Origin of the sequence: Vibrio sp. 10N.247.311.14 (genome assembly GCF_041467715.1) — a bacterium.
Lineage (GTDB): Bacteria > Pseudomonadota > Gammaproteobacteria > Enterobacterales > Vibrionaceae > Vibrio > Vibrio crassostreae_C.
The window spans coordinates 13,999-29,156 of the sequence record NZ_JBFSVE010000064.1 but is presented as its reverse complement, the minus strand read 5'-3'; the positions used below and the strand labels follow the sequence as shown (position 1 = coordinate 29,156).

The following is a 15,158-nucleotide window of genomic DNA, read 5'->3' as shown; positions in this document are numbered from 1 at the left end:
ATACGAGATACGAGATACGAGATACGAGATACGAGATACGAGATACGAGATACGATCAGGATGTCTCTTAGTGAAATGAAGTTCAACATACTTCAACGCTAAATTGTATTGAGCTTCCCTAGAATACAGACGTAAAAAAACCGCTAGTTGCCTAGCGGTTTTTTTTGTTTAGCGAAACTTATTAAGCCAAGGCCTAAGGCATCTCGTCAAACTCTTCACCTTCTTTGTCCACTTGTGGTGGCATTAGGTGTTCACGCGTAATACCTAACTTCATAGCCAGTGCAGATGCAACGTAGATAGAAGAGTAAGTACCAACCGTAATACCCAGTAGAAGTGCAGTCGCGAAGCCGTGAATCATAGCGCCGCCCTGAACGAACAGTGCGATAACTACGAATAACGTGGTACCAGAAGTGATCAATGTACGGCTCAATGTTTGTGTGATTGAGCTGTTCAGTACTTCAGGTGCTTCACCCTTACGCATCTTACGGAAGTTCTCACGGATACGGTCGAATACAACAATGGTATCGTTGAGGGAGTAACCGACGACCGTTAGCAAGGCTGCTACGATGGTAAGGTCGACCTCAATTTGCATTAGAGAGAACACACCCAGAGTGATGATAACGTCGTGCGCCAGTGCTAATACTGCACCCGCAGCCAAACGCCATTCAAATCGCACTGATACGTAGATCAAGATACAGATAAGAGAAACTAGAATAGCAAGGCCACCCGCTTCTGTTAATTCGTCACCCACGTTAGGACCAACGAACTCGATACGACGCATTTCAACTTGCTCACCAGTACCATTCTCAATAGCAGAAAGGATTTGGTTACCAAGCGTTTCGCCCGCTACGCCATCACGTGGACGTAAACGAACCATCACATCACGAGCTGAACCGAAGTTCTGTACCGTTGCATCACCAAAGCCTTCGGCTTCTAGTGCACTACGAATATCAGGAAGGTGTGCCGGTTGTTCAAAACCAACTTCAATCAGAGTACCGCCAGTAAAATCTAGACCCCAGTTCAACGATTTCGTTGTTAGGGTGAAGATAGCAGTACCAATCATCAAGATAGAAAAAACAAAGGCAACCTTTGACCAACGCATAAAGTCGATCATTTTGTCTGCTTTTAGAATCTGAAACATATTAATTCCTAGCCTTAGATCGACAGTTTTTTAACGCGTTTGCCGCCATACATCAGGTTCACGATACAACGTGTTCCGATAATAGCTGTAAACATTGAAGTCAAGATACCGATAGACAGCGTTACCGCGAAGCCTTTGATAGCACCCGTACCCACAGCAAATAGAATGATTGCTGTTAGTAGTGTGGTGATGTTGGCATCGGCGATTGTGCTGAATGCGTTCGCGTAACCTTGGTGAATCGCTTGTTGTGGACTGCGTCCATCTCGAAGCTCTTCACGTATACGCTCAAAGATCAGAACGTTCGCATCAACCGCCATACCGACCGTTAATACGATACCGGCAATACCCGGTAGGGTCATGGTAGCCCCCGGAATCATCGACATAACACCGATAATCAACACCAAGTTAGCCATTAGCGCAACGTTCGCAATCAGACCAAAGCTACGGTAGTAAAGCAGCGTAAACAGCATTACAGCAGCCATACCCCAAACCATCGCCATGATACCCATATCGATGTTTTGCTGACCCATAGATGGACCAATCGTACGTTCTTCTACAATCGAGATAGGCGCAATCAACGCACCAGCACGCAGTAGAAGTGCCAAGTTATGAGCTTCAGCCGTTGAGTCAATACCAGTAATACGGAAGTTACGGCCTAGCGCAGATTGAATCGTCGCTTGGTTAATCACTTCTTCGTGCTTACTTAAGATAACTCGACCTTCCGGTGTTTTACGACCGCTGTCTTTGTACTCTGCAAATACCGTTGCCATTAGCTTACCGATATTCTGACGAGAGAATGCAGACATCTTGCTACCACCTTCGCTGTCTAGCGAGATGTTAACTTGAGGACGACCATATTCATCAACACTTGAACTTGCATCAGTAATACTTGAACCGCCTAGGATAACGCGCTTCTTAAGTACCACAGGGCGACCATCACGATCTTGCTTGATTTCGCTACCCGCAGGGGCACGACCAGAAGCGGCAGCGGCTAAGTCAGCACTGCTATCCACTTCACGGAACTCAAGCGTCGCGGTAGCACCAAGAATTTCTTTAGCGCGAGCCGTGTCTTGAACACCAGGCAATTCCACTACGATACGGCTAGAGCCTTGACGTTGAACCAAAGGTTCAGCAACACCAAGTTCGTTAACACGGTTACGTAGAATGGTAATGTTTTGCTCTACCGCATAGTTGCGGATTTCTTGAAGACGAGCCTCTGTGAAGCTAGCAACCAAAGAAAAACGACCATTAGATTCAGAATCTACAAACGTCATGTCTTGGTGCTTAGATTGCAGTAGCGATTTCGCTTCAGCAAGCTGCTCGGCGTTACGTAGAATCACTTCAACCGCATCTTTACCAGATGGGCGAATTGCACGGTAACGGATTTTTTCTTCACGAAGTTCGCTACGGAACGCTTCTTCTTGTTGGCCAACCAGCTTTTGCATCGCAGCGTCCATATCCACTTCCATCAAGAAGTGAACACCACCACGTAGGTCAAGACCAAGCTTCATTGGTGCAGCACCAATAGATTCAAGCCAATCAGGAGTTGAAGCAGCTAAGTTTAAAGCAACGATTACGTCTTCATCTAATGCTTCAGTGATGACATCACGAGCACTAATTTGAGAGTCTGTATCGTTAAAGCGAACAAGAATGGAACCGTTTTCTAGAGCAACGGATTTAGTAGAAAGGTTTTCAGCTTCAAGAGCATTGGTGACAGCATCCAGCGTAGACATATCTACAGAGGCGCCGCGCGCCCCTGTAACTTGAACTGCCGGATCTTCACCGTATATATTCGGAAGTGCGTACAACGCAGCGATGGCGATAGTAAACACCACCATCAGGTACTTCCATAACGGGTAACGGTTTAGCACAGCGAGGATCCTCTAGCTGTTTATAGAGATTTCAGAGTACCTTTTGGTAGCACTGCTGTAACGAAGTCTTTCTTGATAACTACTTCGTTGTTTGCATTCAGTTCGATAGCAACGTAGTCGCTGTCTTCTGCAATCTTAGTGATCTTGCCAATTAGGCCGCCGCTTGTAAGAACTTCATCACCTTTGCCCATAGAAGACATAAGGTTCTTGTGCTCTTTAACACGCTTAGCTTGTGGACGGTAGATCATGAAGTAGAAGATCACAGCGAACATACCTAGCATGATAAGCATTTCGAAACCGCCGCCTGCTGGTGCACCTTCTGCTGCTGCGTGAGCTTGAGAAATAAACATTTAAAACATCCTCTATTATATTTTCGTAATTGTTTGTCTAATTGGGTCGCATCCCTTTATTTTCAAGCCCCATCACTCGGAAGAGAGATAGGGCTCGCAAAAAAGAAATACTAAGATTCTTTACCTAGTGGTGGCACTTCACGCCCCATTCTTGCGTAGAACTCTGCAACGAACTCTTCAAAGCGGTCTTCATCGATAGACTGACGAATGTCTGACATTACTCGTTGGTAGAAACGCAGGTTATGAATCGTGTTCAGTCGAGCACCTAGGATTTCGTTACAACGATCCAAATGGTGTAAGTACGACTTGCTGTAGTTCTTACAAGTGTAACAGTCACACTCTGAATCTAGTGGTGTTGTATCGGTTTTATGCTTCGCATTACGGATCTTGATCACACCTTCAGTCACAAACAGGTGGCCGTTACGTGCATTTCGCGTTGGCATTACACAGTCAAACATGTCGATACCGCGACGAACACCTTCAACCAAGTCTTCAGGTTTGCCTACGCCCATTAGGTAACGTGGCTTATCTTCCGGCAGTTGAGGACATGTGTGCTCAAGAATACGGTGCATATCTTCTTTTGGTTCGCCTACTGCTAGGCCACCTACTGCGTAACCGTCGAAACCAATTTCAGTTAAGCCTTTAACGGATACATCACGAAGGTCTTCGTACACGCCACCTTGAACGATACCGAACAGTGAGTTCGGGTTTTCAAGTTTATCGAAGTGGTTACGTGAACGCTCAGCCCAACGAAGAGACATCTCCATTGAGTCTTTTGCTTCTTTGTGTGTCGCAGGGTAAGGCGTACACTCATCGAAGATCATTACGATGTCTGAACCTAAATCTTTTTGGATTTCCATAGACTTCTCAGCGTCCATGAAGATCTTGTCACCGTTTACAGGGTTACGGAAATGAACACCCTCTTCAGTGATTTTACGCATTGCACCTAGGCTGAATACTTGGAAGCCGCCTGAATCTGTCAGGATAGGACCGTGCCAGTTCATGAAATCGTGCAGGTCACCGTGCATTTTCATGATTTCTTGACCAGGACGTAGCCATAGGTGGAATGTGTTACCTAATAGGATTTCAGCACCTGTGTCTTTTACTTCTTCAGGTGTCATACCTTTAACAGTACCGTAAGTACCTACAGGCATGAATGCTGGGGTTTCAACGGTACCGCGTTCAAACTGAAGTTGACCACGACGTGCGCCGCTATTAGTTTTTTTAAGTTCGTATTTTAATTTCACGAAGCCTCCAATATGCCAGAGAAACAATCTGACTGTTAATTCAGAACCTTAGGCCAAACTAAAGTTCAGTCTAGTGGGTTCTATGAGGAGCGGTCGCGTATTCCTTGCGAGAGATTAGACAGACACCCTGCCCGACTCCTAGCTTACTGCTAGCACCCGTAAATTTTTGTATCGCTTAAACCAGCTTAACTTAGCTCGTTTTCTTATTGATGAACATCGCATCGCCGTAGCTGAAGAAACGGTATTCGCTCTTCACGGCGTGATCGTATGCGTTCATCACATTATCGTAGCCAGCAAATGCACTCACCAACATAATCAGTGTTGATTCTGGCAAGTGGAAGTTGGTAATCAAGCAATCCACCAACTGGTATTCATAGCCAGGGAAGATGAAGATTTCTGTATCACCAAAGAAAGGAACGAGCTCGGTGCCTTTCTTCAATGCATCTTGCGCTGCACTTTCTAGTGAGCGTACTGATGTTGTACCAACAGCAATAACACGGCCGCCACGAGCTTTTGCTGCAGCTACGGCGTCAACCACTTCTTGCGGCACTTCAACGTACTCAGCATGCATGTGGTGATCGTTAATATTATCAACTTTTACTGGCTGGAACGTACCAGCACCAACATGAAGCGTCACGTAAGCAAACTCAACACCTTTTTCTTTCATGTCAGCCATTAGCTTGTCATCAAAGTGAAGGCCTGCTGTTGGCGCTGCAACCGCACCCGGCTTTTCATTATAGACAGTCTGGTAGCGCTCTTTATCTGCATCTTCATCAGGACGATCGATGTAAGGAGGCAGTGGCATGTGACCAACACTGTTAAGAATCTCTAAAACGCTTTGATCAGATGTGAAATGGATTTCGAATAACGCATCGTGACGCGCCACCATTTCAGCTTCATATTCATCGTTCTCACCAAGGAACAACTTGGTACCCGGCTTCGGTGATTTAGAACAACGAACATGCGCAAGAATGCTTTTCTCATCAAGCATACGTTCAACCAGCACTTCAAGCTTACCGCCTGATGCCTTGCGACCAAATACACGAGCTGGAATCACTCGAGTGTTATTGAAAACAACAAGATCGCCTGGCTCAACCAAGTCTAAAACGTCTTTAAACGAACCATCAGCTAGGTTACCGCTGTTGCCATCTAATTTAAGCAGGCGGCTTGCTGTACGCTCCTCTTGAGGGTAGCGAGCAATGAGTTCATCTGGTAGGTCAAAGTGAAAATCTGAAACTTGCATGTGTCTAGTCTTGTCTTAGTTGATGAGATTTGTGCCGTTGACGAATCATAAATCGTAGTTGCTGGATAATCGTTACGGTAAGTCAATCGTTACCAGAAACACATCGCAAACACGACTAAAAATTTCGCAGTGGGCTAGTATAGGCACACGAGCCGCAATAGCAAGGTTTACAGCACTGGATTATTGTAAAGAGGCGTAAAATAATGCGACTGATTCACCTCCTCAAGCTAAAGAATTAGTTGCATAAAACTCACCCAAGAATGCGTCAGATCTCAGTTATTTTTTGGATAAAAAACTATAGTAATAGCAACAAATAAAAAAGAAGGAGGTTCGTATGATCAAGGTTGAAGATATGATGACTCGCAACCCTCATACCCTATTGCGCTCACACTCACTGGCCGATGCTAAGCACATGATGGAAGCACTTGATATCCGCCATATTCCGGTCGTCGATTCCGACAGGCAACTACTAGGTGTCGTCACACAACGAGACGTTCTCGCCGCTCAAGAATCCAGCCTACAAAACATCCCACAAGCTCAATCTTTTACTCTTGCTACTCCCCTCAACGACATCATGCACAAAAGTGTTATGTCGGTAGAGCCGCGTGCAGGATTAAAAGAATCGGCTATCTACATGCAGAAACATAAAGTGGGCTGTTTACCTGTCGTAGAAAACCACGAACTAGTAGGCATTATTACAGACAGCGATTTTGTCACGATAGCGATCAATTTACTGGAGCTGCAAGAAGAAGTAGAGCCAGAAGAAGCAGAAGTAGAGTAACGCTCGGAATTGATATAAAGAAGAGCGGCCAATTCAGCCGCTCAGAGGGATTGTTGTCGCAGCGGATTATTATAGAAGCTCAGATACCACATCCGCTAATTGATGGAATGTCTCACGACGCGAAGAGCTTGGTCGCCAGACAAGGCCAATATCTCGGTAGGCCTGCTGACCAGGAGGATCGATCACAACGAGATTCTGGTTTTCCAATAAACCGTGGTCGATCGCCATTTGCGGAATAAAGGTGGTTCCTAAACCATTGGCCACCATTTGCACCAATGTGTGAAGGCTCGTCGCTGTGAACGGGTTTATCTTCTCTTTATCCGTTAACTTACAAGCCGACACAGCATGCTCTGTTAAACAGTGCTCGTTCTCCAACAAGAATACAGATTCGTCGGGCAGGTCATCGTATTTAATCGGAACACGAATACCGTCAGCTTGATTGCGACTTATCACCATACGGAAAGGGTCTTGCCCAACAACTTGGCTTTCCATATTGTCGATATCGACAGGCAGAGCCAGAATCAGTACATCTAAGTCTCCATGACGCAGCGCAGCCAATAGGTTGGTTGTTGTGTCTTCACGTAACAATAAATTAAGCTGAGGAAAGCGTTGGTTGGCCTCTTGTACCAAATCACACAGAAGGAATGGCGCAATGGTAGGGATACACCCGACTCTTAGCTGCCCTTGCATCGCGTCTCCATTACATAGATTTCCAAGTTCGACAAGATCTTGCCCTTTCGCCAATAGCTCTCGACCGTGCTTGACCACCAGCTCACCTGCTTGCGTGAAAACCAGCGGGCTCTTTTTATCTTTCTTCTCATAAAGCGGGCAACCAATGAGTTCCTCTAGGTTTTGAATGCCTTTACTTAACGTAGATTGACTGACGAAACAGCGATCAGCGGCATCACTGAAATGACGAGTTTCGTGAAGAGTAACAAGATAGTGAAGTTGCTTAAGACTTGGCCATTTATTCATGAAATTACTTTGTAATATGAGTAGGATAAGTTACGTAAAGGTCATAAGACCTAAGGACAGGACAAAGAATAAGCTTATCGCTTTTTTCGATTAACTTAATCTATTTAATTCGCTTTTTTCTATAGTACCGATTGTACTATAGTTTGTCGCGTAGAAACGGAGCCCAAACAAAGATGTGTTGGGCCAACTAATTTTTTAGGAGATTCCAAAATGGTACTAGTAGGTCGTCAAGCCCCTGACTTTACTGCAGCAGCTGTTCTAGGTAACGGTGAGATCGTTGATAACTTCAACTTCGCAGAATTCACTAAAGGTAAGAAAGCTGTAGTTTTCTTCTACCCACTAGACTTCACTTTCGTTTGTCCTTCAGAGCTAATCGCTTTCGACAACCGTCTAGAAGATTTCCAAGCCAAAGGCGTTGAAGTAATCGGTGTTTCTATCGATTCACAATTCTCTCACAACGCATGGCGTAATACTGCTATCGCTGACGGCGGTATCGGTCAAGTTAAATACCCTCTAATTGCTGACGTTAAGCACGAGATCTGCAAAGCATACGATGTTGAGCACCCAGAAGCAGGCGTTGCTTTCCGTGGTTCTTTCCTAATCGACGCTGACGGTCTTGTACGTCACCAAGTAGTTAACGATCTTCCACTAGGTCGTAACATCGACGAAATGCTACGCATGGTAGACGCACTAAACTTCCACGAGAAGAACGGTGAAGTTTGTCCTGCACAATGGGAAGAAGGTAAATCAGGTATGGACGCATCTCCAAAAGGTGTTGCAGCATTCCTATCTGAGCACGCTGACGACCTAAGCAAGTAATTATCTCTTAAGCCCGAACTCAACGCGGGTTAATGGTTGGAAGACTCTCTATAAAGAGACATAAAGCATAAGCTAATAGCGCAAAGCGCACCGCCAATCAGTTAAGAAGTAAAGTCCTATTAAAAGCCCGAAGTTAACGCTTCGGGCTTTTTGTTTTCTCCCTAGACTGTTTCTTATATACATAATTGAGGTAGTTCTAAACCCAAACTTTACCTCTATTTTCCTCCGCTACAACCTATTCATGTCCGTATCTAGATTGCTATTATTTCATCAGTATCTTTTTGAACGGATAAACAAGATGAACACCGAAATTGAAGTCTGTATCGATAACTTAGAATCTCTTCATAACGCACTATCTGGTGGCGCGAATCGAATTGAGCTTTGCTCTTCATTGGCACTTGGCGGATTAACTCCAAGCTTCGGAATGATGAAGCAAGCGGCAATAATTTCGTCCGTTCCTGTCTACGCTATGATAAGACCAAGACAAGGCGATTTCATTTTCAATAACGACGATATGCTCTGTATGCTTGAAGATATTGAAGCTTGTGCAAATGCAGGATTGGATGGGGTCGTACTTGGTGTGTTAGCGCCGAACGGAAGTATCGATATGCCAAAAATGCAACAACTGGCTGACAAAGCGCACTCGTTAAAGCTTGGGATTACCTTCCACAGAGCCATCGATCAAAGCTCTGATTTCCAAGCAGCATTAGAACAAATCATTACACTTGGATGCGAAAGAGTCCTGACATCAGGGCTTGCTGCTAATGCTGAGCAAGGTATCGATGTATTGGCTGCAATGGTCAAACAAGCCGATGGACGAATTGATATCATGGCGGGGGCTGGCGTTAACGCTGCGAATGCTAAAATGATTCAAAGCGCTACCCAAGTACCTGCTCTTCACCTTTCAGGTAAATCAACAAGACCGAGCCTAATGGAAAACAACTCGAGTGCTCAAATGGGCAATGATGATATTGATGATTATCAGATCCCAGTGACAGATGCGAGTAAGATATCTGATGTGAGAGCCGCCCTCACCGCTTAGGGCAATAATCGCCAGCATAAATCCAGAGAACCTCGCTGACTAATCTAACTGACTGACGTATATTAGATTTAATAGCGCAGAAAATTTTCATGGATAGATATGGCTAAAGACTTATTCAGCTCTCTTGATTTAAACCTGTTACGAACATTTCTGATTGTTTATCAAGAACAAAACACCAGAAAGGCTGCGGAGCGTTTATTCGTTTCTCAGCCAGCGGTTAGCCAAGCCCTGCAAAAGCTAAGACACCACTTCAACGATGACCTTTTCGTTAAAGTTCATGGTGGCTTACAAGCCACCGCATTTAGCGAAGAGCTAGCGAATGAAATCTCACCTCATTTAGATGGTTTGAAAACCGCAATTAACTCCTCAAATACCTTTGACCCAAAGCAAATTGACAACCCAATAAAAATTGCGTTGTCCCCCGCGGTATTATCATGTTTATCAGGGGTTCTCTACAAAATCATCAAGCATCAAGCTCCAAACTGTGAGTTAGAATTAACTAGCTGGACAACATCCTCAGTTGAAGACATACAAAAAGGAAAGATCTTTTTAGGCGTTGCTTATCAACTACCTAATGTCTCAAAAGAAATTTATATTCAAAAGCTCGTTGAGCTTGATGGACGGCTATTTGTAAGAAAAGACCATCCAGTAAAAAAATCAATTGTCACCCCACAAGATTTGGCTGGCTATGAGATTGCATCACTAATATCACCAGGGTGGAACGATAACTTTAGTCAAGCTTCACGAATATTAGAAACCCACTCGATTCCTCATCGCGTTGGATTTCGTTCTGAAATGGTATCAGCTCTTGTTGATGTTCTGCTTAATTCTGATATGTACATGCCACATTCCAACCTCTTTTCTATCCATAACTATCCCAACCTGAGAGCTATTGATATTGACATCGCGAGCGAACTAAAAATGGTCGGAGTATATAGCCATATCCATACAAAGAATCGTAATAGCCCTCTTCATATGTGGCTCTGCGATGTTGTTCAGCAAGCACTAAACGAACAGATTAATAAGTAGTGCTTATTACAATTATACAAAATACTACTTAGCCTAAAAATAAAACACTGTTTAATATTAGCCCTATCAAAACGGATACTGAACTACGAAGGATCGTGCAGTTAAGTTAACCCTAAATAGAGACTAATATGAAAATTGCACTTACTACCCTAATTTCAGCTTCACTACTTTCTGTTCCAGTTCTTGCAAACAACTTTGACAGCCAACACCGTGTGGGTATCGGTTACAACCAAACTCAAGTAGACGATTGGCTAACCGATGACACAGTTGATTGGGGTAACGGTATCAAACTTGAATATGGTTATGAATTTAACCGTATCGTAGGTATCAACGTTTCTTACGCAACGAATAGCGATGACGAAAACGTTGAAGGTATAAAAGCCGAGATCGATGGTTACAAATTCCAAGTTGATGCTGATATCGGTTATAAATTTGAATTAGATGGCTTCTCTTTGAAACCTTATGGTGTTCTGGGCCTAGCTCGTCAAAGTGAAGATAATTCAATTAGCATCCTAGACAAGAAGTGGACTGAATCATACAACGATACCAGCTTCGTTGTTGGCCTAGGTGGTCGAGCTGAATTCGGGCCACACCTATACACCGACATGCGCTTTGAATTCGCGAGCTACGATGACGTAGATTACGACACATTCTCATGGACTGTCGGTTACCGCTTCTAATAGATTGAAAAAGCCAGCGTCTAAGCTGGTTTTTTACAATCAGTCAATTGCTGGGTTTTAACACCTCATCAAAGTTGACTCACTTTTGAACAATTCTCAAATCAAAATTCATTGCAGCCACGGACGGTTAATTGCTTTAGGTATTTTTATGAAGATAAAAACTTCCCTGCTTTTACTATCTACCCTTTCTACTTCCGTTTCAGCAAGTGCTCTTCATTTATCCCCGGAACTAAAAATTGGCTCTTATCATGGCTTCGGAATGCAGGCGGGCATCACCGATGTGGCAAATTTAGGTGCCGTTTACCTTAGCTATTCTCACCTTTGGTATGACAGCGATCGATATGACGAAACGGTTGATGCGTATCGTGTTGGTATACAAAACATGTTTGGAAGAAACCAAATCCACGGCTTTCAGGCTGAAATTGGCGTGGCAAGTTATGACGGTACGAAAACGCGCTCAGGCGAAGTAGAAGAGAAAACAACACATGGTATAAGCCTAGGCGGGGCCTACGTTTACCAAGCGACACCAATGCTTGGATTACGTGCTGGTGTTGATATGAATATTTTTGAACACAACAAAACCTTTGTGCCTTACGACACAACGGTCAATTTCAATCTTGGTGCAATAATTAGCTTCTAAAGATAAGCTCTATTTGAGTGCGTCATCAAGGCTTTGATCGCCTAGGTGACGTACATCTTTACCCTTCACAAAGTAAATAATGTATTCGCAGATATTTTGGCAGCGGTCTCCCACTCGCTCAATCGCACGCGCTGACCACATCACCTGCAAAATATTAGGAATGTTCTTAGGGTCTTCCATCATATAGGTCATTAACTGACGAATAACGGCCTCGTACTCCGCATCCAACTTATCATCAAGCTTGTGAACTTCAGCTGCCGCATCAACATCCATACGAGCAAACGCATCTAATACTTGGTGAAGCATGGTGATTGCCTGACGACAAAGAGGCTCTAATGAGACATGAAATTTTTGCTCTTTGGTTGAAGGGATCTCAATAGCACCTTGCGCAATTTTAGAAGCAACATCGCCAATACGTTCCAGATCGGTAATCGTTTTGATGATCGCCATAATCAAACGCAGATCCTTCGCTGTCGGCTGACGCTTTGCAATGATTCGAGTACAAGCCTCATCAATCGACACTTCCATCGCATTCACTTTGTGGTCATCACGAATCACTTTTTTGGCCAATTCAACATCGTCTTTATGAAGCGCCTGCATTGCAAACGAGAGTTGCTGCTCCACTAACCCGCCCATGGTCAATACATGAGTACGGATCGATTCTAACTCGACATTGAATTGCCCTGAAATGTGGCGACCGAAATGCATACTTGCTCCTTGAAAGAAATGAAGAAAGCCATTTTTGTAGAGTGACTTAGCTCTAGATGACACCTTTGGAGAGGTTAGCCATATCTACCAGTAATGTAGTCTTCCGTCTGGTTTTTCAATGGAGACGTAAAAATTGAGTCCGTATCTGAGTACTCGATCAATTTTCCCATATGAATAAAGGCAGTATGGTCACTTACACGCGCGGCTTGTTGCATGTTGTGGGTAACAATCACCACTGTGTATTGCGTTTTGAGATCGTTGATCAACTCTTCAATCGTCAAAGTAGAAATCGGATCGAGTGCCGATGTCGGCTCATCTAACAACAGCACTTCAGGCTCAATCGCAACCGCACGAGCGATAACCAAACGCTGCTGTTGACCGCCAGATAAACCAAAAGCATTCTCATGCAACCGATCTTTCACTTCATCCCATAACGCAGCAGCGCGCAGAGAGCGTTCAACCGCATCATCAAGGTCTCGGCTGTTGCTAACGCCTTGTAGCCTCAAGCCATAAACCACATTCTCATAGATAGATTTAGGAAAAGGGTTTGGACGCTGGAATACCATACCCACACGGCGTCGTAAGGTCGCAACATCCACCTTAGGGTGATAGACGTTCTTGCCATGAAGCTTCACTTTCCCGGAAACCTTACAGCCTTCAACAAGATCGTTCATGCGATTAATGCAGCGCAGCAGAGTCGACTTACCACACCCAGAAGGGCCGATAAACGCCGTCACCTGCCCCTTCGGGATCTGCATCGAGATATCATCAAGTGCTTGGCTCTCTTTATAGTAAAGATTTAGCCCTTCGATCGAGATAGCAATTTGCTCATCCTTCAGATTGTGAACATCAAGTGGTGCTTGGTAACCCAAGGTTTCATTAATCGAGAACATCTAATCTTGTCCTAAGGTTCGGTATTTTTCACGCAAGTTATTACGGATATTGATGGCTGTTAAGTTCAACCCAACAATCACCGTAACCAATAAAAATGAAGTCGCATACACTAAAGGTCGTGCCGCTTCGATATTAGAGGTTTGAAAACCAACATCATAGATATGAAAGCCTAAATGCATGAACTTTCTATCTAAGTGTAAATACGGAAACTGACCATCGACTGGCAAGCTAGATGCCAATTTAACAACACCCACCAGCATAAGTGGTGCAACTTCCCCCGCGGCTCTCGCGATTGCCAAAATTAAACCAGTGATAATCGCTGGGCTTGCCATCGGTAAAACAATGCGCCAAAGCGTCTCAAATTGAGTCGCACCAAGCGCTAATGAACCGTGCCTCACTGCACTAGGAATACGCGTTAAGCCCTCTTCCGTGGTTACGATAACGACTGGAAGCGTCAAGACCGCTAAGGTTAGTGCTGACCAAAGTAGACCCGGCGTACCAAATGTCGGTGCTGGCAATCGCTCTGCATAGAACAACGTATCAATCGAGCCACCAATGGTATAGACGAAAAAGCCTAAACCAAAAACGCCATACACAATCGACGGTACACCCGCCAAGTTAATCACGGCGATACGAATTAAACGTGTTAGTGCGTTGTTTTTTGCGTATTCATGAAGATATATCGCAGCGACTACCCCAAGAGGCATCACGACGATCGACATGAGAATAACCAACAGTACTGTGCCAAAAATAGCAGGAAACACACCGCCTTCAGAGTTTGAGTCTCGTGGGTTCTCTGATAAGAACTTCCAAACTTGTTTGCCCCAGTGCCCAACCTTTTCTAGGTAAGACATATTATTTGGGTACCAATAATCCAGAATGTGACTTAGCGAAATCTCGACCTGCTCGCCTGTCATATCCTCAACGAGTAAGCTTTCGACATTAAGTTGCGTTCTAAGGTGCTCAAGCTTAACTTCGGCTTCACCTAACTGGCGGTTTAATTCCAGTTTAGTTTGAGTATAGGTTTTAAGGTATTCATCGCTCACTGACTCATTGAGTTCAAGCTTACGCTTTTCTAAGCGCAGGTTTTCCAATTGCCAGCTGATATTGCGAATTTCTTGGTTCACGACACGCGACGTTTCTTTACGTAACGTATCAGCGAACGCCAAGCCTTGTTCGAGCTTTTGGTCTATGTTCGAGTCAAAAGTGCCAGAAGCGGTTTTAAAACCCACCGGCTTACCAAAGAAATAACCACCTCGACTTCGTTCAATCACAACCCAATCAAGCGGGGTAGTGGGTTCACGTAAGTTAACATCCAGAATAGAAACAAAGTCCGCAGGGTACAGTTCTCTGTTAGCAACTTTGATGCTTAAGCGCTGTATCAGCCCAGTCGACAAATTTTGAGGAGACAAAAGGTCATGGACTTGTGGAACTTGCTCTATCGGGATGTATTTTCGTTCATATAACTGACCAACCAATACATCTTGTTTTGATACGGTTTCGTCAAGATCGACCACTAGCGATAAGTCTTTGGAGTCAACTTGCCATTGATACAAAGGTGCGGGCCAAAAATAGGTTAAGCCCTTCCAACCAATCAGCAGCATTAGGCCAAGAACAGAAAGCATACTGATGCTCACCGCCCCGCCCGTAAGCCAGATCCACGGAGAGCCCGATTTAACCCAAGATAATAATGACTTCAGTTTATTCATCATGATCGACCTTGCTCTTGGCGTGCTGA

Annotated in this window: 15 protein-coding genes; 6 read left to right on the top strand and 9 right to left on the bottom strand. The window is 44.4% G+C overall.

Going from position 1 to position 15,158, the window contains the following annotated elements; all coding sequences use genetic code 11:
• Positions 1 to 193: 193 nt before the first annotated feature.
• From secF to queA, 5 genes are all read right to left on the bottom strand, one after another.
• On the bottom strand, positions 194 to 1,141 hold the full coding sequence (secF, locus tag AB6F11_RS19230) for a protein translocase subunit SecF (protein WP_017062837.1): 948 nt from the start codon (positions 1,139 to 1,141) through the stop codon (positions 194 to 196).
• Positions 1,142 to 1,155: 14 nt separating this feature from the next.
• On the bottom strand, positions 1,156 to 3,012 hold the full coding sequence (secD, locus tag AB6F11_RS19225; RefSeq protein ID WP_102320714.1) for a protein translocase subunit SecD: 1,857 nt from the start codon (positions 3,010 to 3,012) through the stop codon (positions 1,156 to 1,158).
• A gap of 20 nt (positions 3,013 to 3,032) precedes the next feature.
• A complete protein-coding gene (gene yajC, locus AB6F11_RS19220) occupies positions 3,033 to 3,362 on the bottom strand; it encodes a preprotein translocase subunit YajC (protein WP_010440492.1) in 330 nt (109 codons plus the stop codon).
• 110 nt (positions 3,363 to 3,472) lie between these two features.
• Entirely contained in the window at positions 3,473 to 4,609 is a 1,137-nt protein-coding gene (gene tgt, locus AB6F11_RS19215; protein WP_017056177.1) for a tRNA guanosine(34) transglycosylase Tgt, read from the bottom strand.
• A 190-nt stretch (positions 4,610 to 4,799) separates the two neighbouring features.
• Positions 4,800 to 5,852 (bottom strand): tRNA preQ1(34) S-adenosylmethionine ribosyltransferase-isomerase QueA, encoded by a 1,053-nt coding sequence (gene queA / locus AB6F11_RS19210; protein ID WP_102394403.1) that lies wholly within the window; start codon positions 5,850 to 5,852, stop codon positions 4,800 to 4,802.
• Between the two features lie 334 nt (positions 5,853 to 6,186).
• On the opposite strand from queA, the gene AB6F11_RS19205 reads away from it, so the two are divergent.
• A complete protein-coding gene (locus AB6F11_RS19205) occupies positions 6,187 to 6,633 on the top strand; it encodes a CBS domain-containing protein (RefSeq protein ID WP_017062524.1) in 447 nt (148 codons plus the stop codon).
• Between the two features lie 69 nt (positions 6,634 to 6,702).
• Here the strand turns inward: AB6F11_RS19205 and AB6F11_RS19200 are convergent, their stop codons facing one another.
• Positions 6,703 to 7,608, bottom strand: a complete 906-nt coding sequence (locus AB6F11_RS19200) for a hydrogen peroxide-inducible genes activator (protein ID WP_017062525.1) — start codon at positions 7,606 to 7,608, stop codon at positions 6,703 to 6,705.
• A 210-nt stretch (positions 7,609 to 7,818) separates the two neighbouring features.
• On the opposite strand from AB6F11_RS19200, the gene AB6F11_RS19195 reads away from it, so the two are divergent.
• The 5 genes from AB6F11_RS19195 (at position 7,819) to AB6F11_RS19175 (ending at position 11,818) form a co-directional block, all read left to right on the top strand.
• The gene (locus tag AB6F11_RS19195; RefSeq protein ID WP_017062526.1) at positions 7,819 to 8,427 is read left to right on the top strand and encodes a peroxiredoxin C; all 609 of its coding nucleotides are present in this window, start codon (positions 7,819 to 7,821) and stop codon (positions 8,425 to 8,427) included.
• A 298-nt stretch (positions 8,428 to 8,725) separates the two neighbouring features.
• Positions 8,726 to 9,469 carry a copper homeostasis protein CutC gene (locus AB6F11_RS19190; RefSeq protein ID WP_102320717.1) on the top strand — a complete coding sequence of 248 codons (744 nt, stop codon included), beginning with the start codon at positions 8,726 to 8,728 and terminating at the stop codon, positions 9,467 to 9,469.
• 99 nt (positions 9,470 to 9,568) lie between these two features.
• On the top strand, positions 9,569 to 10,498 hold the full coding sequence (locus AB6F11_RS19185) for a LysR family transcriptional regulator (RefSeq protein ID WP_102320718.1): 930 nt from the start codon (positions 9,569 to 9,571) through the stop codon (positions 10,496 to 10,498).
• Positions 10,499 to 10,626: 128 nt separating this feature from the next.
• Positions 10,627 to 11,178 (top strand): porin family protein, encoded by a 552-nt coding sequence (locus tag AB6F11_RS19180; protein ID WP_050653343.1) that lies wholly within the window; start codon positions 10,627 to 10,629, stop codon positions 11,176 to 11,178.
• A gap of 148 nt (positions 11,179 to 11,326) precedes the next feature.
• The gene (locus tag AB6F11_RS19175; protein ID WP_102394402.1) at positions 11,327 to 11,818 is read left to right on the top strand and encodes a hypothetical protein; all 492 of its coding nucleotides are present in this window, start codon (positions 11,327 to 11,329) and stop codon (positions 11,816 to 11,818) included.
• 9 nt (positions 11,819 to 11,827) lie between these two features.
• Here AB6F11_RS19175 and phoU read toward each other — a convergent pair whose 3' ends face one another.
• The 3 genes from phoU to pstA all read right to left on the bottom strand — a co-directional run bounded on the left by phoU (position 11,828) and on the right by pstA (position 15,129).
• On the bottom strand, positions 11,828 to 12,526 hold the full coding sequence (gene phoU, locus AB6F11_RS19170; protein WP_009848270.1) for a phosphate signaling complex protein PhoU: 699 nt from the start codon (positions 12,524 to 12,526) through the stop codon (positions 11,828 to 11,830).
• Positions 12,527 to 12,600: 74 nt separating this feature from the next.
• Positions 12,601 to 13,419 (bottom strand): phosphate ABC transporter ATP-binding protein PstB, encoded by an 819-nt coding sequence (gene pstB, locus AB6F11_RS19165; protein ID WP_009848269.1) that lies wholly within the window; start codon positions 13,417 to 13,419, stop codon positions 12,601 to 12,603.
• Positions 13,420 to 15,129, bottom strand: a complete 1,710-nt coding sequence (gene pstA, locus AB6F11_RS19160; RefSeq protein ID WP_102394416.1) for a phosphate ABC transporter permease PstA — start codon at positions 15,127 to 15,129, stop codon at positions 13,420 to 13,422.
• Positions 15,130 to 15,158 lie beyond the last annotated feature (29 nt).